Source organism: Micromonospora sp. NPDC006766, assembly GCF_040636055.1.
Lineage (GTDB): Bacteria > Actinomycetota > Actinomycetes > Mycobacteriales > Micromonosporaceae > Micromonospora.
Window position 1 is genome coordinate 64,462 of record NZ_JBEYIX010000003.1, and the last position, 14,051, is coordinate 78,512.

The window sequence follows — 14,051 nt, forward strand, 5'->3', positions numbered from 1 at the left end:
GGGATCCTCACGTTATCGTCGCCGGCTCCACCGCGCGGGTCCGCCGTGTTCACAGGCCGCATCCACACCCTGTGGATAGCACATGTGTACGAAGGCCGCTGGGCCGCACGCTGAGTACCCTTGATCGCGCCCCGACCCCTGACCAGGAACGACGTGGAGCACGAGCGAGTCATTCGAGACGTCACGGTCCGCCTTCCGATGGCGTCGACCGTGGTCGAGGCGTGCGAGTGGGCCGTCGACGCGCTCGCTCGGTACACCCCGGCGGCGATCTCGATCCTGCTCCGGGTGCACGACCGGCTTCGCTGCGTGGCGGCGACCGGCGCCTGGCAGGTCTTCTCCACCGTGCCGCCGCAGGCCGGAGGCGACAACTCCCGCTCGGTGCGCACGCCCCGCGACGGTCTGGAGCGGTCGATCGTCGGCCGCGTGTACGCCTCCGGTGAGCCCGCCGCCGTCACCAACGTCACCGCCGCCCCCGACCACCTTCCGGTACGCCCCGACGTCACCGCTGAGCTCTGCGTACCGGTGCTGGGCCCGGCGGGCCGCCCGATCGGCGTGCTCGACCTGCAGTGGAGTGGCCCGGTCGAGCTGGCACGGTGGCGGGAGACCGCCGAACGGCTCGCCCACCGGCTGGGTGCCCGGATCGCGGCGCTCGGCGGGCCGCCGGCGGAGAGCCGCAGCGAGCAGCTACTCCGGCATGCCGCCGCGATGACCGCCGCCACCACCGAGTGGGACCTGCTGACCGCCGCGCTCAGCGCGGCCCGCGACGGGTCGGCCCTCGCCGCCGCCGTGCTGCTCCTCGCCGGCCCGCCAGAGCCACGGCTGGGCGTGCCGACCGGCACACCCGGCGAGCTGGAGTCCCGGATCCGGGCCGAGCTGGCCGAGGCCGGGTCCGACGCGCTCGGCCGACTGATCGCCCGGGCTCACCGGCACGGCTCGGCGTACACCCTCGGCGAGGCCGAACATCCGCCGACCGAAGACCATCTGCCGCTGGTCCGGGCCGGGGCCCGCACGCTGGTGGTGGTGCCGGTCGGGCCGCCGGACGTCGGTGGGGTGCTGCTGGTCGCCGACGAGCGGCTGCTGCGCCCCGACCCGACCACGGTCAACCTGCTGGAGCTGCTGGCCGGGCAGGCGTGGGCCTGCCTGGAGCGGCTGCGTACGCTCGCCCGGCTGCGCGAGGAGGCCAGCTCGGACCCGCTCACCGGCCTGCGGCACACCGGGCCGTTCGAGCAGCGGATCGCGAGCGCCACGCCGGGGCGTACGGCCCTGCTGGCCATCGACGTGGACGGCTTCAAGGACGTCAATGACACGTACGGCCACCAGGCCGGGGATCGGCTCCTGGTTGGGCTGGCCCGGGCGCTGGAGGGGGCGCTGCGGCAGGGCGACGAGCTGTACCGGACCGGCGGCGACGAGTTCGTAGCGGTGATCGAGGTCAGCCGCCCCGAGGAGGCGGTCCGGATCGCCGAGCGCCTCACCGAGGCGGCCCGGCGCACCGGCCGCACCATCAGTGTCGGCGTCGCCCTACCCCACCCCGGCGAGTCCCCCGAACGCACCCTCCACCGCGCCGACCAGGCCCTCTACACCGTCAAACGCCAAGGCCGCGACGCCGTCCACCTCTCCCCCGCCTAACCGGCCCCGTACTCCCCCACCCGCGCCGATCAAGGGGTTGTGGCACCTCAGGAAAGCCGCGAAACGGTCCTTCCGGGCGCCATAAGTCCATGATCGACGCGGGTGGGCGGGTTAGGGGTGGGGGAGGGGGAGGGTTTGGGCGAGGAGTTCGGCGGTCTGGGCGGTGTTTAGGGCGGCGCCCTTGCGGAGGTTGTCGCCTGTCACGAACAGGTCTAGGGCGCGGGGGTCGTCGACGGCGCGGCGGATCCGGCCGACCCAGGAGGGGTCCGTGCCGACGGCGTCGATCGGCATCGGGAACTCGCCGGCGGCCGGGTCGTCGACCAGGATCACGCCGGGGGCGTTGCGCAGCACCTCCCGGGCGCCCTCGGCGTCCACCTCGGTGGCGAAGACCGCGTGCACCGCGACCGAATGGCCGGTCACCACCGGCACCCGTACGCAGGTGGCGGAAACCTTCAGATCGGGCAGCCCGAGGATCTTGCGCGATTCGTTGCGCATCTTCATCTCCTCGGACGACCAGCCCTCGTCGGCCAGCGAGCCGGCCCAGGGCACCACGTTGAGCGCCAGCGGTGCCGGGAACGGGCCCAGCTCGTCGCCGACCGCCTGCCGCACGTCACCGGCACGGGAACCGAGCACCCGATCCCCGGCGATCTTGCTGAGCTGGGCGTGCAACACGTCGACGCCGGACTGGCCCGCCCCGGACGCCGCCTGGTACGACGCGAGCACCAGCTCACGCAGGCCGTATTCGCGGTGCAGCGGGGCGACGGCCACGATCATCGCCAGGGTGGTGCAGTTGGCGTTGGCGATGATCCCCTTGGGCCGGTTGCGCACCTGCTCCGGGTTGATCTCCGGAACCACCAGCGGGACGTCCCGGTCCATCCGGAACGCGCCGGAGTTGTCCACCACGACCGCGCCTCGGCCGACCGCGATCGGCGCCCACTCCGCCGAGACCTCGTCCGGGACGTCGAACATCGCCACGTCCACCCCGTCGAACGCCTCGGGGGTGAGCGCCTGCACGGTGAGCAGCTCGCCTCGGCACTGCACCTGCCGCCCTACGGAGCGCTCGGAGGCGAGCAGCCGAATCTCTCCCCAGACGTTGCGCCGGGAGGAGAGGATCTGGCACATCACCGTGCCGACGGCACCGGTCGCCCCGACCACGGCAAGGACGGGCAGCGACGGCATCGCGCTACCGCCCGGTGCCCGCGTAGACCACGGCCTCAGACTCGCCGCCCAGGTCGAAGGCCTCGTGGATGGCCCGGACCGCCTTGTCGAGGTCGGTGTCCCGACAGACCACGGAGACCCGGATCTCCGAGGTGGAAATCATCTCGATGTTCACCCCGGCCGCACCGAGGGCGGCGAAGAAGCCCGCGGCGACGCCCGGGTGCGAGCGCATGCCGGCACCGATCAGCGAGACCTTGCCGACGTGGTCGTCGTAGAGCAGGCCCTTGAACTTGACCACGTCCTGAATCTTGCTGAGGGCGGCCATCGCCGTCGGGCCGTCGGCCTTGGGCAGGGTGAAGGAGATGTCCGTGCGGCCGGTGCCCTCGGTGGACACGTTCTGCACGATCATGTCAATGTTGATCTCGGCCCCGGCCACGGTGTTGAAGATCTGCGCGGCCGCGCCCGGCTCGTCCGGCACCCCCACGATGGTGATCTTCGCTTCGCTGCGGTCGTGGGCAACCCCGGTGATCAGTGCCTGTTCCACGGGAAGGTCCTCCATCGATCCGGTGACCATGGTGCCGGTGCTGGTCGAGTATGACGAACGGACGTGGATCGGCAACCCCGCGCGCCGGGCGTACTCGACGCTGCGCAGGTGCAACACCTTGGCGCCGCAGGCCGCCAGCTCCAGCGTCTCCTCGTAGGTGATGTGCTTGATGTGCCGGGCATTCGGCACGATCCGGGGGTCGGCGCTGAAGATGCCGTCCACGTCGGTGTAGATCTCGCAGACGTCCGCGTCGAGCGCGGCGGCGAGCGCCACCGCGGTGGTGTCCGACCCACCCCGGCCCAGCGTGGTGACGTCCTTGGTGTCCTGCGAGACACCCTGGAAGCCGGCCACGATGACCACCGCGCCCTCGTCCAGCGCGCCCTTGAGGCGGCCCGGCGTGACGTCGATGATCCGGGCCCTGCCGTGCACGGAGGTGGTGATCACACCAGCCTGCGAGCCGGTGAACGAGCGGGCCTCGTACCCCAGGTTGTGGATGGCCATGGCGAGCAGCGCCATGGAGATCCGCTCCCCGGCGGTGAGCAGCATGTCCAGCTCGCGGCCGGGCGGCAGCGGGCTGACCTGGTTGGCCAGGTCGAGCAGCTCGTCGGTGGTGTCACCCATCGCGGAGACCACCACGACCACGTCGTCGCCGGCCTTCCGGGCAGCCACGATACGCTCGGCCACCCGCTTGATCCGCTCGGCGTTGGCGACGGAGGATCCGCCGTACTTCTGCACTACGAGTGCCACGACGGTGCACTCCCTCCCAGCGATGACCCTGAGCGTGCCGGCGCCGCCGGGATCCGGCCCGGCGGCGCGTGTCAGACCGTCCCAGGGTATCGGGCCCGGCCCGGCGCCGAACCGGGTGATCCCACCATCCGGCCGGAGGTGGGACGACTCACGAGCGCCGGCCGGGTCGATCACGGCCCGCGCGACACGCCGGCACAACAGCCGTACGACGGGCTCCCGGGATCCCTCCGGGCACCGCAGAATGTCCCGGTGCACGCTCACCTCCGCGCGGCCCGGCGGCTGGCCGGTGTCCTGGCGCTCGCCCTGCCGGCGCCGCTGGCCGCCTGCACCGCCGACCCGCCCCCGCCCGCCCTGGTCAGCACGGCCGACCCGATACCGGCGGAGGCGGACGCCGCCCGCGACGAGTTGGCCGCCCTGGCGGCCGCCGCCCAGGATCGCCACCTCACCGCCACGTACACGTTGACCGCGGAGGACGGCCCGGATCGAACGATCTCGGTGACCAGCGCGAACGACGGCTCCTGGCGGGTGGACGTGCCCGGCTGGGGGCGCGGCGGCACGGTCGACGTCTCGCTCGCCGCCACCGCCGACGGGCTGTTCCAGTGCGCCCTGCCCTCGGCCGGCCACCCCGAGCCGCCGAGTTGCGTACGCCTCGGCGCCCCCGACGACGCCGTACCGGGGAAGCTGGACCCCCGGGTGCAGCATCCGTTCACCGACTCGCTGGGCGTGCTCACCGACCGGCGGGCCCCGCTCGCGATCTCCCCCGCCACCCCGCCGACCGGGATGAGCGGGCAGTGCTACTCGGTGGACTCGACGTCCGCCTCCCTGAACGCCCCGCTGGACGTGGGCATCTACTGCTTCCGGCCGGACGGCGTCCCGACCGGGGTCCGGGCCGCCTTCGGCACCCTCAAGCTGGCGGGCGAGCCCGGGGCGGCACCCGCCACCGTGCGGCTGGCCGGGCCGGTCACCGAGGGTGAGCCGGTGGGGCGGCGGGCGCAGTAGGCAACATGGGACTTGCGTCTCAAAATGCGGACTGCCCTACCAGCGGCCACCCCGATCACGTAGGGTCACCCTGTCATGTGGCAGGCGTATCTTCTCCTTGGCCGCCGCGACGAGGCCTGACGGCCGGCACCTCGTCGCGGGGTTGAACCGCGCCGTCCAGCAATCCGAACTTTTTCTCGGCACCCGCACGGGCAACGTCGCCCGGCATTCCGCCGACGCCTTCCGATCTGCTGACGCCACATGTTCCCAGGGAGCTCTCCGAGATGGCTGAAACCGCCACTGACGCTGAGACCGATCCGATCGCCCGGCAGCGCCCCAGCCGGATGCCGTTCCACCGTTACCTGCCCTACCACCAGCAGTTCCAGCTCGACCTGCCGGACCGCACCTGGCCGACCCGTCGAATCGAGGCCGCGCCGCGCTGGTGCGCGGTGGACCTCCGCGACGGCAACCAGGCGCTGATCGACCCGATGTCGCCGGAGCGCAAGCGCCGGATGTTCCAGTTGCTCGTACAGATGGGCTACAAGGAGATCGAGGTCGGCTTCCCCTCGGCCAGCCAGACGGACTACGACTTCGTCCGGCAGCTGATCGAGCAGGACCTGATCCCCGAGGACGTCACCATCCAGGTGCTCACCCAGTGTCGGGAGCACCTGATCGAGCGGACGTTCGAGTCGCTGCGCGGCGCCCGCCGGGCCATCGTGCACTTCTACAACTCCACCTCGACGCTCCAGCGGCGGGTGGTCTTCGGCCTGGACCGGGACGGCATCACCGACATCGCCACCACCGGCGCCCGGCTCTGCCGGAAGTACGCGGAGATCCACACCCCGGACACCGACATCCGCTACGAGTACTCCCCCGAGTCGTACACCGGCACGGAGCTGGAGTACGCGCTGGAGGTCTGCGCGGCGGTGATCGACGCCGTTGACCCGACCCCGGACCGCAAGTTGATCGTCAACCTGCCGGCCACCGTCGAGATGGCCATGCCGAACGTGTACGCCGACTCGATCGAGTGGATGCATCGGCACCTGCCCCGGCGGGAGAGCCTGGTGCTGAGCCTGCACCCGCACAACGACCGGGGCACCGGCGTGGCCGCCGCCGAGCTGGGCCTGTTGGCCGGGGCGGACCGGGTCGAGGGCTGCCTGTTCGGCAATGGCGAACGCACCGGCAACGTCGACCTGGTCACGCTGGGTTTGAACCTGTTCTCCCAGGGCATCGACCCGATGATCGACTTCTCGACCATCGACGAGGTTCGGCGGGCGGTTGAATACTGCAACCAGCTCCCGGTGCACGAGCGGCACCCGTACGCGGGCGACCTGGTCTACACCGCCTTCTCCGGCTCCCACCAGGACGCGATCAAGAAGGGCTTCGACGCCCTGCACGCCGACGCCGCGGCGGCCGGTGTGCCGGTCGACGAGTTCACCTGGGCCGTGCCCTACCTGCCGATCGACCCGAAGGACCTGGGCCGCACCTACGAGGCGGTCATCCGGGTCAACTCGCAGTCCGGCAAGGGCGGCGTCGCGTACATCATGAAGACCGAGTACCAGCTCGACCTGCCGCGCCGGCTGCAGATCGAATTCTCCGGCGTGGTCCAGCGGGTCACCGACCACGACGGTGGCGAGGTCGAGCCGGCCGCGATGTGGGACATCTTCGCCCGCAACTATCTGGTCGACCACCAGGTCGACCCGGCGGTCGCGGTGGCCGGCTACACCATCGGCACAGCGGACGGCAAGGTCGAGATCGAGGCCCAAGTGGGCTTCGACGGCGAGGTCCGCGCGCTCGCCGCGATCGGCAACGGCCCGATCGACGCGTACGTCAATGCGCTGCAGGCCCTGGGCGTGGCGGTGCGCGTGCTCGACTACCACGAGCACGCGCTCTCCTCCGGTGGGGACGCGCAGGCCGCCGCCTACGTGGAGTGCGAGGTGGACGGGCACCCGTTCTGGGGCGTCGGGATGGACGCGAACATCGTGACCGCCTCGGTGAAGGCGGTCACCAGCGCCGTCAACCGCGCCCGCGCCTGAGCCCAGGAAGCAGGGGCCCCTTGTTAACACCCCGGCGTTAACAAGGGGCCCCTGCTCTACCGGAGGCGTTAACAGGGGGCCCCTCCTTACCGGTGGGGCGGTGGATCAGCAGGCCGGCGAGGGCGGCGCCGAGCAGCAGCAGGCCGGCGCACCAGAGCATCGCCCCACGGAACGCGACGGTCAGCGCCGCCTTCTGCTCGTACCCGGTGCCGGAGAGGCCGACCAGCAGCGGCAACGCGGCCACCGCCAGCAGGCTCCCGGCCCGGGACGCGGCGTTGTTGAAGCCGCTCGCCACCCCGGCGAACCGGTCCGCGACCGCCGCCAGCACCGACGTGGTCAGCGGTGCCACCACCAGGGTCAGGCCTGCCCCGAACAGGGCCACCCCGGGCAGCACATCCACCCAGTACGACGCCCCCGGCCCGACCCGGCGCAGCAGCAGCAGACCGGCCGCGGCGAGCACCGGCCCGACGGTCAGCGGCAGCCGCGGGCCGATCCTGGCCGACAGCGCCCCGGCCCGGGGCGAGCCGACCAGGAGTAGCAGTGTCATCGGCACGGTGGCCAGCCCGGTGAGCAACGGGGACCAGCCGATCCCGTTCTGCAGATAGACGGCGAGGAAGAAGGTGAACCCGCCGAGGGCCGCGTACACCAACACGGTGAAGACGTTCAGCACCGAGAAGAGCCGGCTGCCGAACAGCTTGGTGGGCAGCATGGCGGCTTCCCCACGCCGGCGCTCGACCAGCACGAAGAGCACTGCGGCGAGCACCCCGACCAGCACCGACGCCAGCACCGCCGGGACGCGTCCGCCGCGCGCGTCGATCAGGGCGTACGTGATGCCGCCGAGGCCCAGCGCGCCGAGCAGCGCGCCGACGATGTCGAACCGCCGCTTCGCCCCGGTACGCGAGGCGGCCACGTCGCGGCTCTCCGGCACCCAGCGCAGCGCGGCGAGCACCACCGCGACGGCCAGCGGCAGGTTGATGAAGAAGATCCACCGCCAGGAGAGCGTATCGATGAGCCACCCGCCGAGAAGCGGGCCGAGGGCGGTGGCGACCCCGGACAGCCCGGACCAGGTGCCGATCGCCCGTCCCCGGTCGTCGGGGTGGAAGCTGGCCTGGAGCACGGCGAGCGAACCGGGGGTGAGCAGCGCCCCGCCGGCGCCCTGCAGGAACCGGGCCACGATCAGCCAGCCGGTCCCCTGGGACAGCCCGCAGAGCATGGACGCCGCCGCGAACCAGGTCACGCCGATCAGGAAGATCCGCCGGCGGCCGAACCGGTCTCCGAGCGCGCCCCCGAGCAGCACGAACGCGGCCAACATCAACAGGTATCCGTTCACCGTCCACTGCAGATCGGCGACGCTGGCCTTGAGGGTCGCCCCGAGCCGGGGCAACGCCACGTTGACCACCGTGCTGTCCAGGAACACCATGCCGGAGGCGAGGACGGCGGCGAGCAGGGTGCCCCGCCCGGCGGCGGTGCCCATCCGGAGCGCGGGAGTGGCTGGGGTCATGAGTAATCACTCTGCCCGCACTCCACTACCGACGCCACGAATCGCGGAAACCCTTTCGGGGTACTGTGCGGACTCGCCAGGAGCACGCAAGCTGGAGGGGTGTCGTCTGTGCGTACGAGATCAGGAGCCCGCGCCGGGCTGGCGGCCGCACTCGCCGCGGTGGTCGCCCTGGGCATGGCCGGCTGCGTGCCGGTGGCCGACGAGCCGGAGACATCGACGAGTAACAGCGCCGGGGCCGGGAGCGGCACCGGGGCCGTCACCAAGCAACTCAACGAACTGACCGTGGCCGCCGCCGGGTCCATGAAGGGCTACAGCCGGTCCCGATTCCCGCACTGGCGGAAGGTCGGCAAGAACTGCGACGTGCGCGACAGCGTGCTGCAGAAGGACGGCGACGACATCAAGCTCAACGGCTGCGACGTGGTCGGCGGCAGCTGGAAGAGCCGGTACGACGACGTGGTCCTCGACGACCCGGCGAAGGTGGACATCGACCACGTGGTGCCACTGGCCAACGCCTGGCGCTCCGGCGCGGACGAGTGGGACGACTCGAAGCGCGGCGACTTCGCCAACGACCTGACCCGGCCGCAGCTCATCGCGGTCTCCGCGCGCTCCAACCGGGCCAAGGGTGACCAGGACCCGTCGCAGTGGAAGCCGCCGACCCGTGCGTACTGGTGCCAGTACGCTACGGACTGGGTGGCGGTCAAGCACTACTGGCAGCTGACGGTGACCAGCGCCGAGAAGGCCGCCCTCGCCGACATGTTGGAGGGCTGCCGATGAGCGAGGAAGCTGGTTCCGCCTCGGCCGGGATGACGGCCGACGGCACACCGCCCGGTTGCGCCGATGTCCCCGGGGCGGGCATGTCCGCCGACGCCGCCCCGCCCGGCGGCGCCCCGGAGGGCGCCGGCCCGCAGCAGCGGACCACCGACATCACGGCCGGCCCGGGCGGGGTGATGACCGACGAGGTCGGCGTGGTGACCGGCGAGCTGACCCTGTGCACCGAGTACGCCGACGGCCAGGTCACCCTGCACGTGCAGTACAAGGATGCCGACGAGTGGTACGTGGTGACCGGCGGGAAGGTGCCGCTGGCCGACCCGGCCGGCCTGGACGCCGTGCACGCCATCGCGGTCGCCCTGCTCGACCGTCCGGAGGGTTGAGACGCGACGAGGCCCCCTGCCCGCGACCGGGCAGGGGGCCTCGTGCTGTGCTCACGGGGTCGGGATCAACTCACCGGGCTCGCTCGGCGGCGCGCCTTCGTCCGGTCGGACCAGCTCCGGCTCCACCTCGTGCGGCCGGATCCGGCCGTCGGCGATCTGCTCGGCGTAGTGGCAGGCCACCCGGTGCCCGCTGAGCACCTCGCGCAGCGCCGGCCGCTCGTCGGCGCAGCGGGTCGGCTGAGCCCAGGGGCAACGGGTGTGGAACCGACACCCGGCCGGCGGGTTGCTCGGCGAGGGCAGGTCGCCGGCGAGCAGAATCCGCTCGCGGCGGTCCTCCACCGTCGGGTCCGGCACCGGCACCGCCGACATGAGCGCCTTGGTGTACGGGTGCATCGGCTCGCGGTAGAGGTCGTCGCTGGACGCCTCCTCCACCAGCCCACCCAGGTACATCACCCCGACGGTGTCGGCGATGTGCCGCACCACCGCCAGGTCGTGGGCGATGATCAGGTACGTCAGGCCCCGCTCGTTCTGCAGGTCTTCCAGCAGGTTGAGCACCTGCGCCTGAATCGACACGTCCAGCGCGGATACCGGCTCGTCGGCGACGATGAGGTCCGGGTCGAGCACCAGCGCCCGGGCGATGCCGATGCGCTGCCGCTGGCCGCCGGAGAACTCGTGCGGATACTTGCTCAGCGCCGAGGCGGGCAGCCCGACCGCGTTCAAGGTCTCCCGGAGCCGCTTCGCGGTGGCCGCCTTGTCGTCGGCCAGCCCGTGCGCCTTGAGCCCCTCGACCAGCAGCGATTCCACGGACTGCCGGGGGTCGAGGCTGGACAGCGGGTCCTGGAAGATCATCTGCATCCGGCGGCGGGCCCGGCGCATCGTCTCGCCCTTGAGCGAGCGGACGTCGGTGCCGTCGAAGACGATTTCCCCGTCGGTCGGCTCGACCAGCCGCAGCAGGCCCCGGCCGAGGGTGGACTTGCCACACCCCGACTCGCCCACCAGGCCGTACGTCTCACCCTTGTTGATTGACAGCGAGACGCCGTCGACGGCGTAGACGTAACCGACCGTACGGTCGAAGAGCACACCGCTCTTGATCGGGAAGTGGACCTTGACGTCGCGCAGTTCGACCAGTGGTTCGGTTCGCTCGGTCACGGCACCGCCACCTCCTCGGAAACGGGGTTGTTGCAGCGCAGGTCGCCGCCGGTCGCGTTGGGTTCGAGCGGGGGCGTCCCCTCCAGGCAGGCGTCCACCACCCGGTCGCAGCGGGGGGCGAACGCGCACCCCTCCACCCACGGGATGTTGTCGGCCACCGAGCCGCGGATGGCGTGCAGCCGCTCACCCCGGGGCGCGTCCAGCCGCGGCACGGAATTGAGCAGCCCGTGGGTGTACGGGTGCCGTGGCTGGGCGAACAGCTCGTGCCGGGCGGCCCGCTCGACGACCTTGCCGCCGTACAGCACGTTGACCGTGTCGCAGAGACCGGCCACCACGCCGAGATCGTGCGTGATCATGACTAGCGCGGTGCCGGTCTCGTCGACGAGCTGCTTGAGCAACGTGAGGATCTGCGCCTGAATGGTCACGTCGAGCGCGGTGGTCGGCTCGTCGGCGATCAGCAGCCGCGGCTTGCAGGCCAGCGCGATGGCGATCAGCGCGCGCTGGCGCATGCCACCGGAAATCTGGTGCGGATATTCCTTCAGCCGCCGGGTCGGGTCCGGGATGCCGACCGCGTCGAGCAGCTCCCGGGCCTCCTTCAACGCCGCCTTGCGATCCATGCCCCGGTGCCGCTCCAGCACCTCGGCCACCTGGACGCCGATCGGCACGACCGGGTTCAGCGAGGAGAGCGGGTCCTGGAAGATCATGCCGATGTCCCGGCCGCGCCGGTCCCGCATGTCGCTCGGGCGGAGCTGGAGCAGGTCGGTGCCGTCGAACATCACCTGGCCGGTGACCTTATTGCCTCGCTTGGGCAGCAGGCCCATGATCGCCAGGCTGGTCACGCTCTTGCCGCAGCCGGACTCGCCGACCAGGCCCACGGTCTGCCCCGGCTCCACGCTGAAGCTGACCTTGTCGACCGCGGTGAACGACCGCTCACCGCGACGCTGGAACACCACGCTCAGATCGCGTACGTCGAGCAGGCTCATCGGGTCACTTCCTTCCGCCGAGTACCGGCTGTGCTGGTCCACCGCATCGCCGTCACCGCCGGTTCTTCGGGTCGATCGCCTCGCGCATTCCCTCACCCAGCAGGGTGAAGCCGAGCGCGACCACGATGATCGCCAACGCCGGGTAGTAGGCCAGCTCCGGCCGCACCTCGAAGTAGCGAACACCGTCCACACCGAGCATCAGGCCCCATTCGGCCCGGTTGATGTCCGGGTCGCCGAGACCGAGGAAGGAGAGCGAGGCGGCCTCCAGGATGGCGGTGGAGAGGGTCAGCGTGGCCTGCACGATCACCGCGGTCATCGCGTTGGGCAGCATGTGCCGCAACACGATGGAGTGCTGCTTCACGCCCAGCGCCCGAGCGGCCAGCACGTGGTCGCTCTCCCGCTGGGCCAGCATCGACCCGCGCAGCAGCCGGGCGAAGATCGGCACGTTGACGATGGCCACCGCCATGATCACCGTCCACTGGCTCGACCGGCTGGCCATGGCGACCAGGCTGATCGCCAGCAGCAGGGCCGGCAGGGCCAGCATCACGTCGGTGAGGCGCATCAGAATGTTGTCGATCCAGCCGCCGAACGCGCCGGCGACGGCCCCGATCAGCGCCCCGAGCCCCAGCCCGATCAGCGTGGCGAGCACGCCGACGAAGAGGGTCTGCCGGCTGCCGTAGATCAGGCGGGAGAGGAAGTCCCGGCCCATCGGGTCCGACCCGAGCGGGAACCCGTCGGTGGCGCCGGGGATGTTGTCGACGGTGAGGTTCTTGGTCAGCTCGGCGAAACGCTGCGCCGGGTCGTGCGGCGCGAGCAGCGGCGCGAAGACCGCCACCAGGACGAACACCGCGACGATGACCACGCCGACCATGGCGACCGGGTTGCGTCGCAGCCGGCGACCCGCGTCCCGGAGCAGACTGACGCCGCCCTTGTCGGCGCTGGCCTGGGCCAGCGCATCCAGCTTCGCCTTCTTGCGGTCGCCGAGCCGGCCGATGCCGCGCTCGGTCGCGTCTTCACGGCGCTTGTCGGCGGCGGGCGTGTCGGCACCGTCGCGGGGGGCGGCCACCCCGGGCCGGGTGATCGGGTCGCTCATGCCGCCACCTCGCTTCGCTCGGCGGCAGCATGAGGCTCCGCCGCACTGTGCCTGATGATTCCCTCGCTACGCTCACTCATCGCACACGCACCCTCGGGTCGATGACGGCGTAGGAGAGGTCGACCAGGAGGTTGACCACCACGAAGACCACTGCGGCCAGCAGGATCAGTGCCTGGAGCACCGGGTAGTCGCGGCCGCCGCTGATCGAGTTGGTGATCAGCGTGCCGAGGCCGCCCCAGTTGTAGACCTTCTCGGTCAGCACCGCGCCGGAGAGCAACGCGCCGGTCTGCAGGCCGATGGTGGTGACCACGGGCAGCAGGGCGTTGCGCAGGATGTGGCGACCGCGGATGGTCTTGTGCCGCAGGCCCTTCGCCTCGGCCGTGCGGACGTAGTCCTCGTTGAGCACGTCCAGCACGCTGGCCCGAGTCATCCGGACGATCACCGCCAACGGGATGGTGGCCAGGGTGAACGCCGGCAGGATCAGGTGCCACAGCGCGTCGGCGGTGACGTCGAACTCCCGGGTGAGCAGCCCGTCGAGGACGAAGAACCCGGTGACGTTGGTGTTGTCCACGCCGGTGCTGAGCCGCCCGGACGGCGGGAACAGGTGGATGTTCTGGGTGAAGACGTCCTTGAGCAGGTAGCCCAGGAAGAAGATCGGGATCGAGATGCCGAGCAGGGTGCCGGCGATGCTCAGATTGTCCAGCAGCCGGCCCCGGTGGCGGGCGGCGAGGTAACCGAGCGGGACGCCCAGCCCGATCGCGATGATCATGGCGGCGAGAGCCAGCTCGATGGTGGCCGGAAAGGCACGGCCGAGCACCTCGGTCACCGGGTCGCCGCTCCGGATCGAGTTGCCGAAGTCGCCGGTCAGGACCCGCTGCATGAACTTGGCGTACTGCACCAGGATCGGCTGGTCGTAGCCGAGCGCCTTCGTCAGCAGCGCTCGGCGCTCCGGGGTGCCCCGCTCACCGAGCAGCGCCTCGACCGGGCCGCCGGGCAGATTCCGCAGCCAGATGAAGATCAGCGCTGACAGCGCCATCAGGGTCACCACCAACTGGAGCAGTCGGCGGACTATGACACGCAACATC

The 14,051-nt window shown here is 71.3% G+C and carries 12 protein-coding genes; 5 read left to right on the plus strand and 7 right to left on the minus strand.

The window, feature by feature from the left end:
* The first annotated feature begins 153 nt into the window (after positions 1–153).
* Entirely contained in the window at positions 154–1,626 is a 1,473-nt protein-coding gene (locus ABZ671_RS05890) for a sensor domain-containing diguanylate cyclase (protein WP_357851908.1), read from the plus strand.
* A 111-nt stretch (positions 1,627–1,737) separates the two neighbouring features.
* Here the strand turns inward: ABZ671_RS05890 and ABZ671_RS05895 are convergent, their stop codons facing one another.
* Positions 1,738–2,805, minus strand: coding sequence for an aspartate-semialdehyde dehydrogenase (locus tag ABZ671_RS05895; protein WP_357851911.1), 1,068 nt, complete (start codon positions 2,803–2,805; stop codon positions 1,738–1,740).
* 4 nt (positions 2,806–2,809) lie between these two features.
* Complete coding sequence (locus ABZ671_RS05900) at positions 2,810–4,075, minus strand: aspartate kinase (protein ID WP_357851914.1); 1,266 nt, start codon at positions 4,073–4,075, stop codon at positions 2,810–2,812.
* Between the two features lie 249 nt (positions 4,076–4,324).
* Between ABZ671_RS05900 and ABZ671_RS05905 the strand changes: the two genes are divergently transcribed.
* Entirely contained in the window at positions 4,325–5,074 is a 750-nt protein-coding gene (locus ABZ671_RS05905; RefSeq protein WP_357851917.1) for a hypothetical protein, read from the plus strand.
* Positions 5,075–5,337: 263 nt separating this feature from the next.
* On the plus strand, positions 5,338–7,089 hold the full coding sequence (gene leuA / locus ABZ671_RS05910; protein WP_357851920.1) for a 2-isopropylmalate synthase: 1,752 nt from the start codon (positions 5,338–5,340) through the stop codon (positions 7,087–7,089).
* A 37-nt stretch (positions 7,090–7,126) separates the two neighbouring features.
* Here the strand turns inward: leuA and ABZ671_RS05915 are convergent, their stop codons facing one another.
* Positions 7,127–8,590, minus strand: coding sequence for an MFS transporter (locus ABZ671_RS05915; RefSeq protein WP_357851923.1), 1,464 nt, complete (start codon positions 8,588–8,590; stop codon positions 7,127–7,129).
* Between the two features lie 108 nt (positions 8,591–8,698).
* Between ABZ671_RS05915 and ABZ671_RS05920 the strand changes: the two genes are divergently transcribed.
* Complete coding sequence (locus ABZ671_RS05920) at positions 8,699–9,364, plus strand: HNH endonuclease family protein (RefSeq protein WP_357851926.1); 666 nt, start codon at positions 8,699–8,701, stop codon at positions 9,362–9,364.
* Positions 9,361–9,741 (plus strand): hypothetical protein, encoded by a 381-nt coding sequence (locus ABZ671_RS05925; RefSeq protein WP_357851929.1) that lies wholly within the window; start codon positions 9,361–9,363, stop codon positions 9,739–9,741. The genes ABZ671_RS05920 and ABZ671_RS05925 overlap by 4 nt, the downstream gene beginning before the upstream one ends.
* Positions 9,742–9,792: 51 nt before the next feature.
* Here ABZ671_RS05925 and ABZ671_RS05930 read toward each other — a convergent pair whose 3' ends face one another.
* From ABZ671_RS05930 to ABZ671_RS05945, 4 genes are all read right to left on the minus strand, one after another.
* Positions 9,793–10,890 (minus strand): ABC transporter ATP-binding protein, encoded by a 1,098-nt coding sequence (locus ABZ671_RS05930; protein ID WP_357851932.1) that lies wholly within the window; start codon positions 10,888–10,890, stop codon positions 9,793–9,795.
* On the minus strand, positions 10,887–11,873 hold the full coding sequence (locus ABZ671_RS05935) for an ABC transporter ATP-binding protein (protein WP_357851935.1): 987 nt from the start codon (positions 11,871–11,873) through the stop codon (positions 10,887–10,889). The genes ABZ671_RS05930 and ABZ671_RS05935 overlap by 4 nt, the downstream gene beginning before the upstream one ends.
* Positions 11,874–11,925: 52 nt before the next feature.
* The gene (locus tag ABZ671_RS05940; protein WP_357852589.1) at positions 11,926–12,867 is read right to left on the minus strand and encodes an ABC transporter permease; all 942 of its coding nucleotides are present in this window, start codon (positions 12,865–12,867) and stop codon (positions 11,926–11,928) included.
* Positions 12,868–13,042: 175 nt separating this feature from the next.
* Entirely contained in the window at positions 13,043–14,050 is a 1,008-nt protein-coding gene (locus tag ABZ671_RS05945; RefSeq protein ID WP_357851938.1) for an ABC transporter permease, read from the minus strand.
* Between the last annotated feature and the right edge of the window lies 1 nt (position 14,051).

Coding starts and splice junctions, on each gene's coding strand:
- ABZ671_RS05895 (WP_357851911.1), bottom strand. CDS start 2,805: ATGCCGTCGCTGCCCGTCCTTGCCGTGGTCGGGGCGACCGGTGCCGTC.
- leuA (WP_357851920.1), top strand. CDS start 5,338: ATGGCTGAAACCGCCACTGACGCTGAGACCGATCCGATCGCCCGGCAG.
- ABZ671_RS05915 (WP_357851923.1), bottom strand. CDS start 8,590: ATGACCCCAGCCACTCCCGCGCTCCGGATGGGCACCGCCGCCGGGCGG.
- ABZ671_RS05925 (WP_357851929.1), top strand. CDS start 9,361: ATGAGCGAGGAAGCTGGTTCCGCCTCGGCCGGGATGACGGCCGACGGC.
- ABZ671_RS05935 (WP_357851935.1), bottom strand. CDS start 11,873: ATGAGCCTGCTCGACGTACGCGATCTGAGCGTGGTGTTCCAGCGTCGC.
- ABZ671_RS05945 (WP_357851938.1), bottom strand. CDS start 14,050: ATGTTGCGTGTCATAGTCCGCCGACTGCTCCAGTTGGTGGTGACCCTG.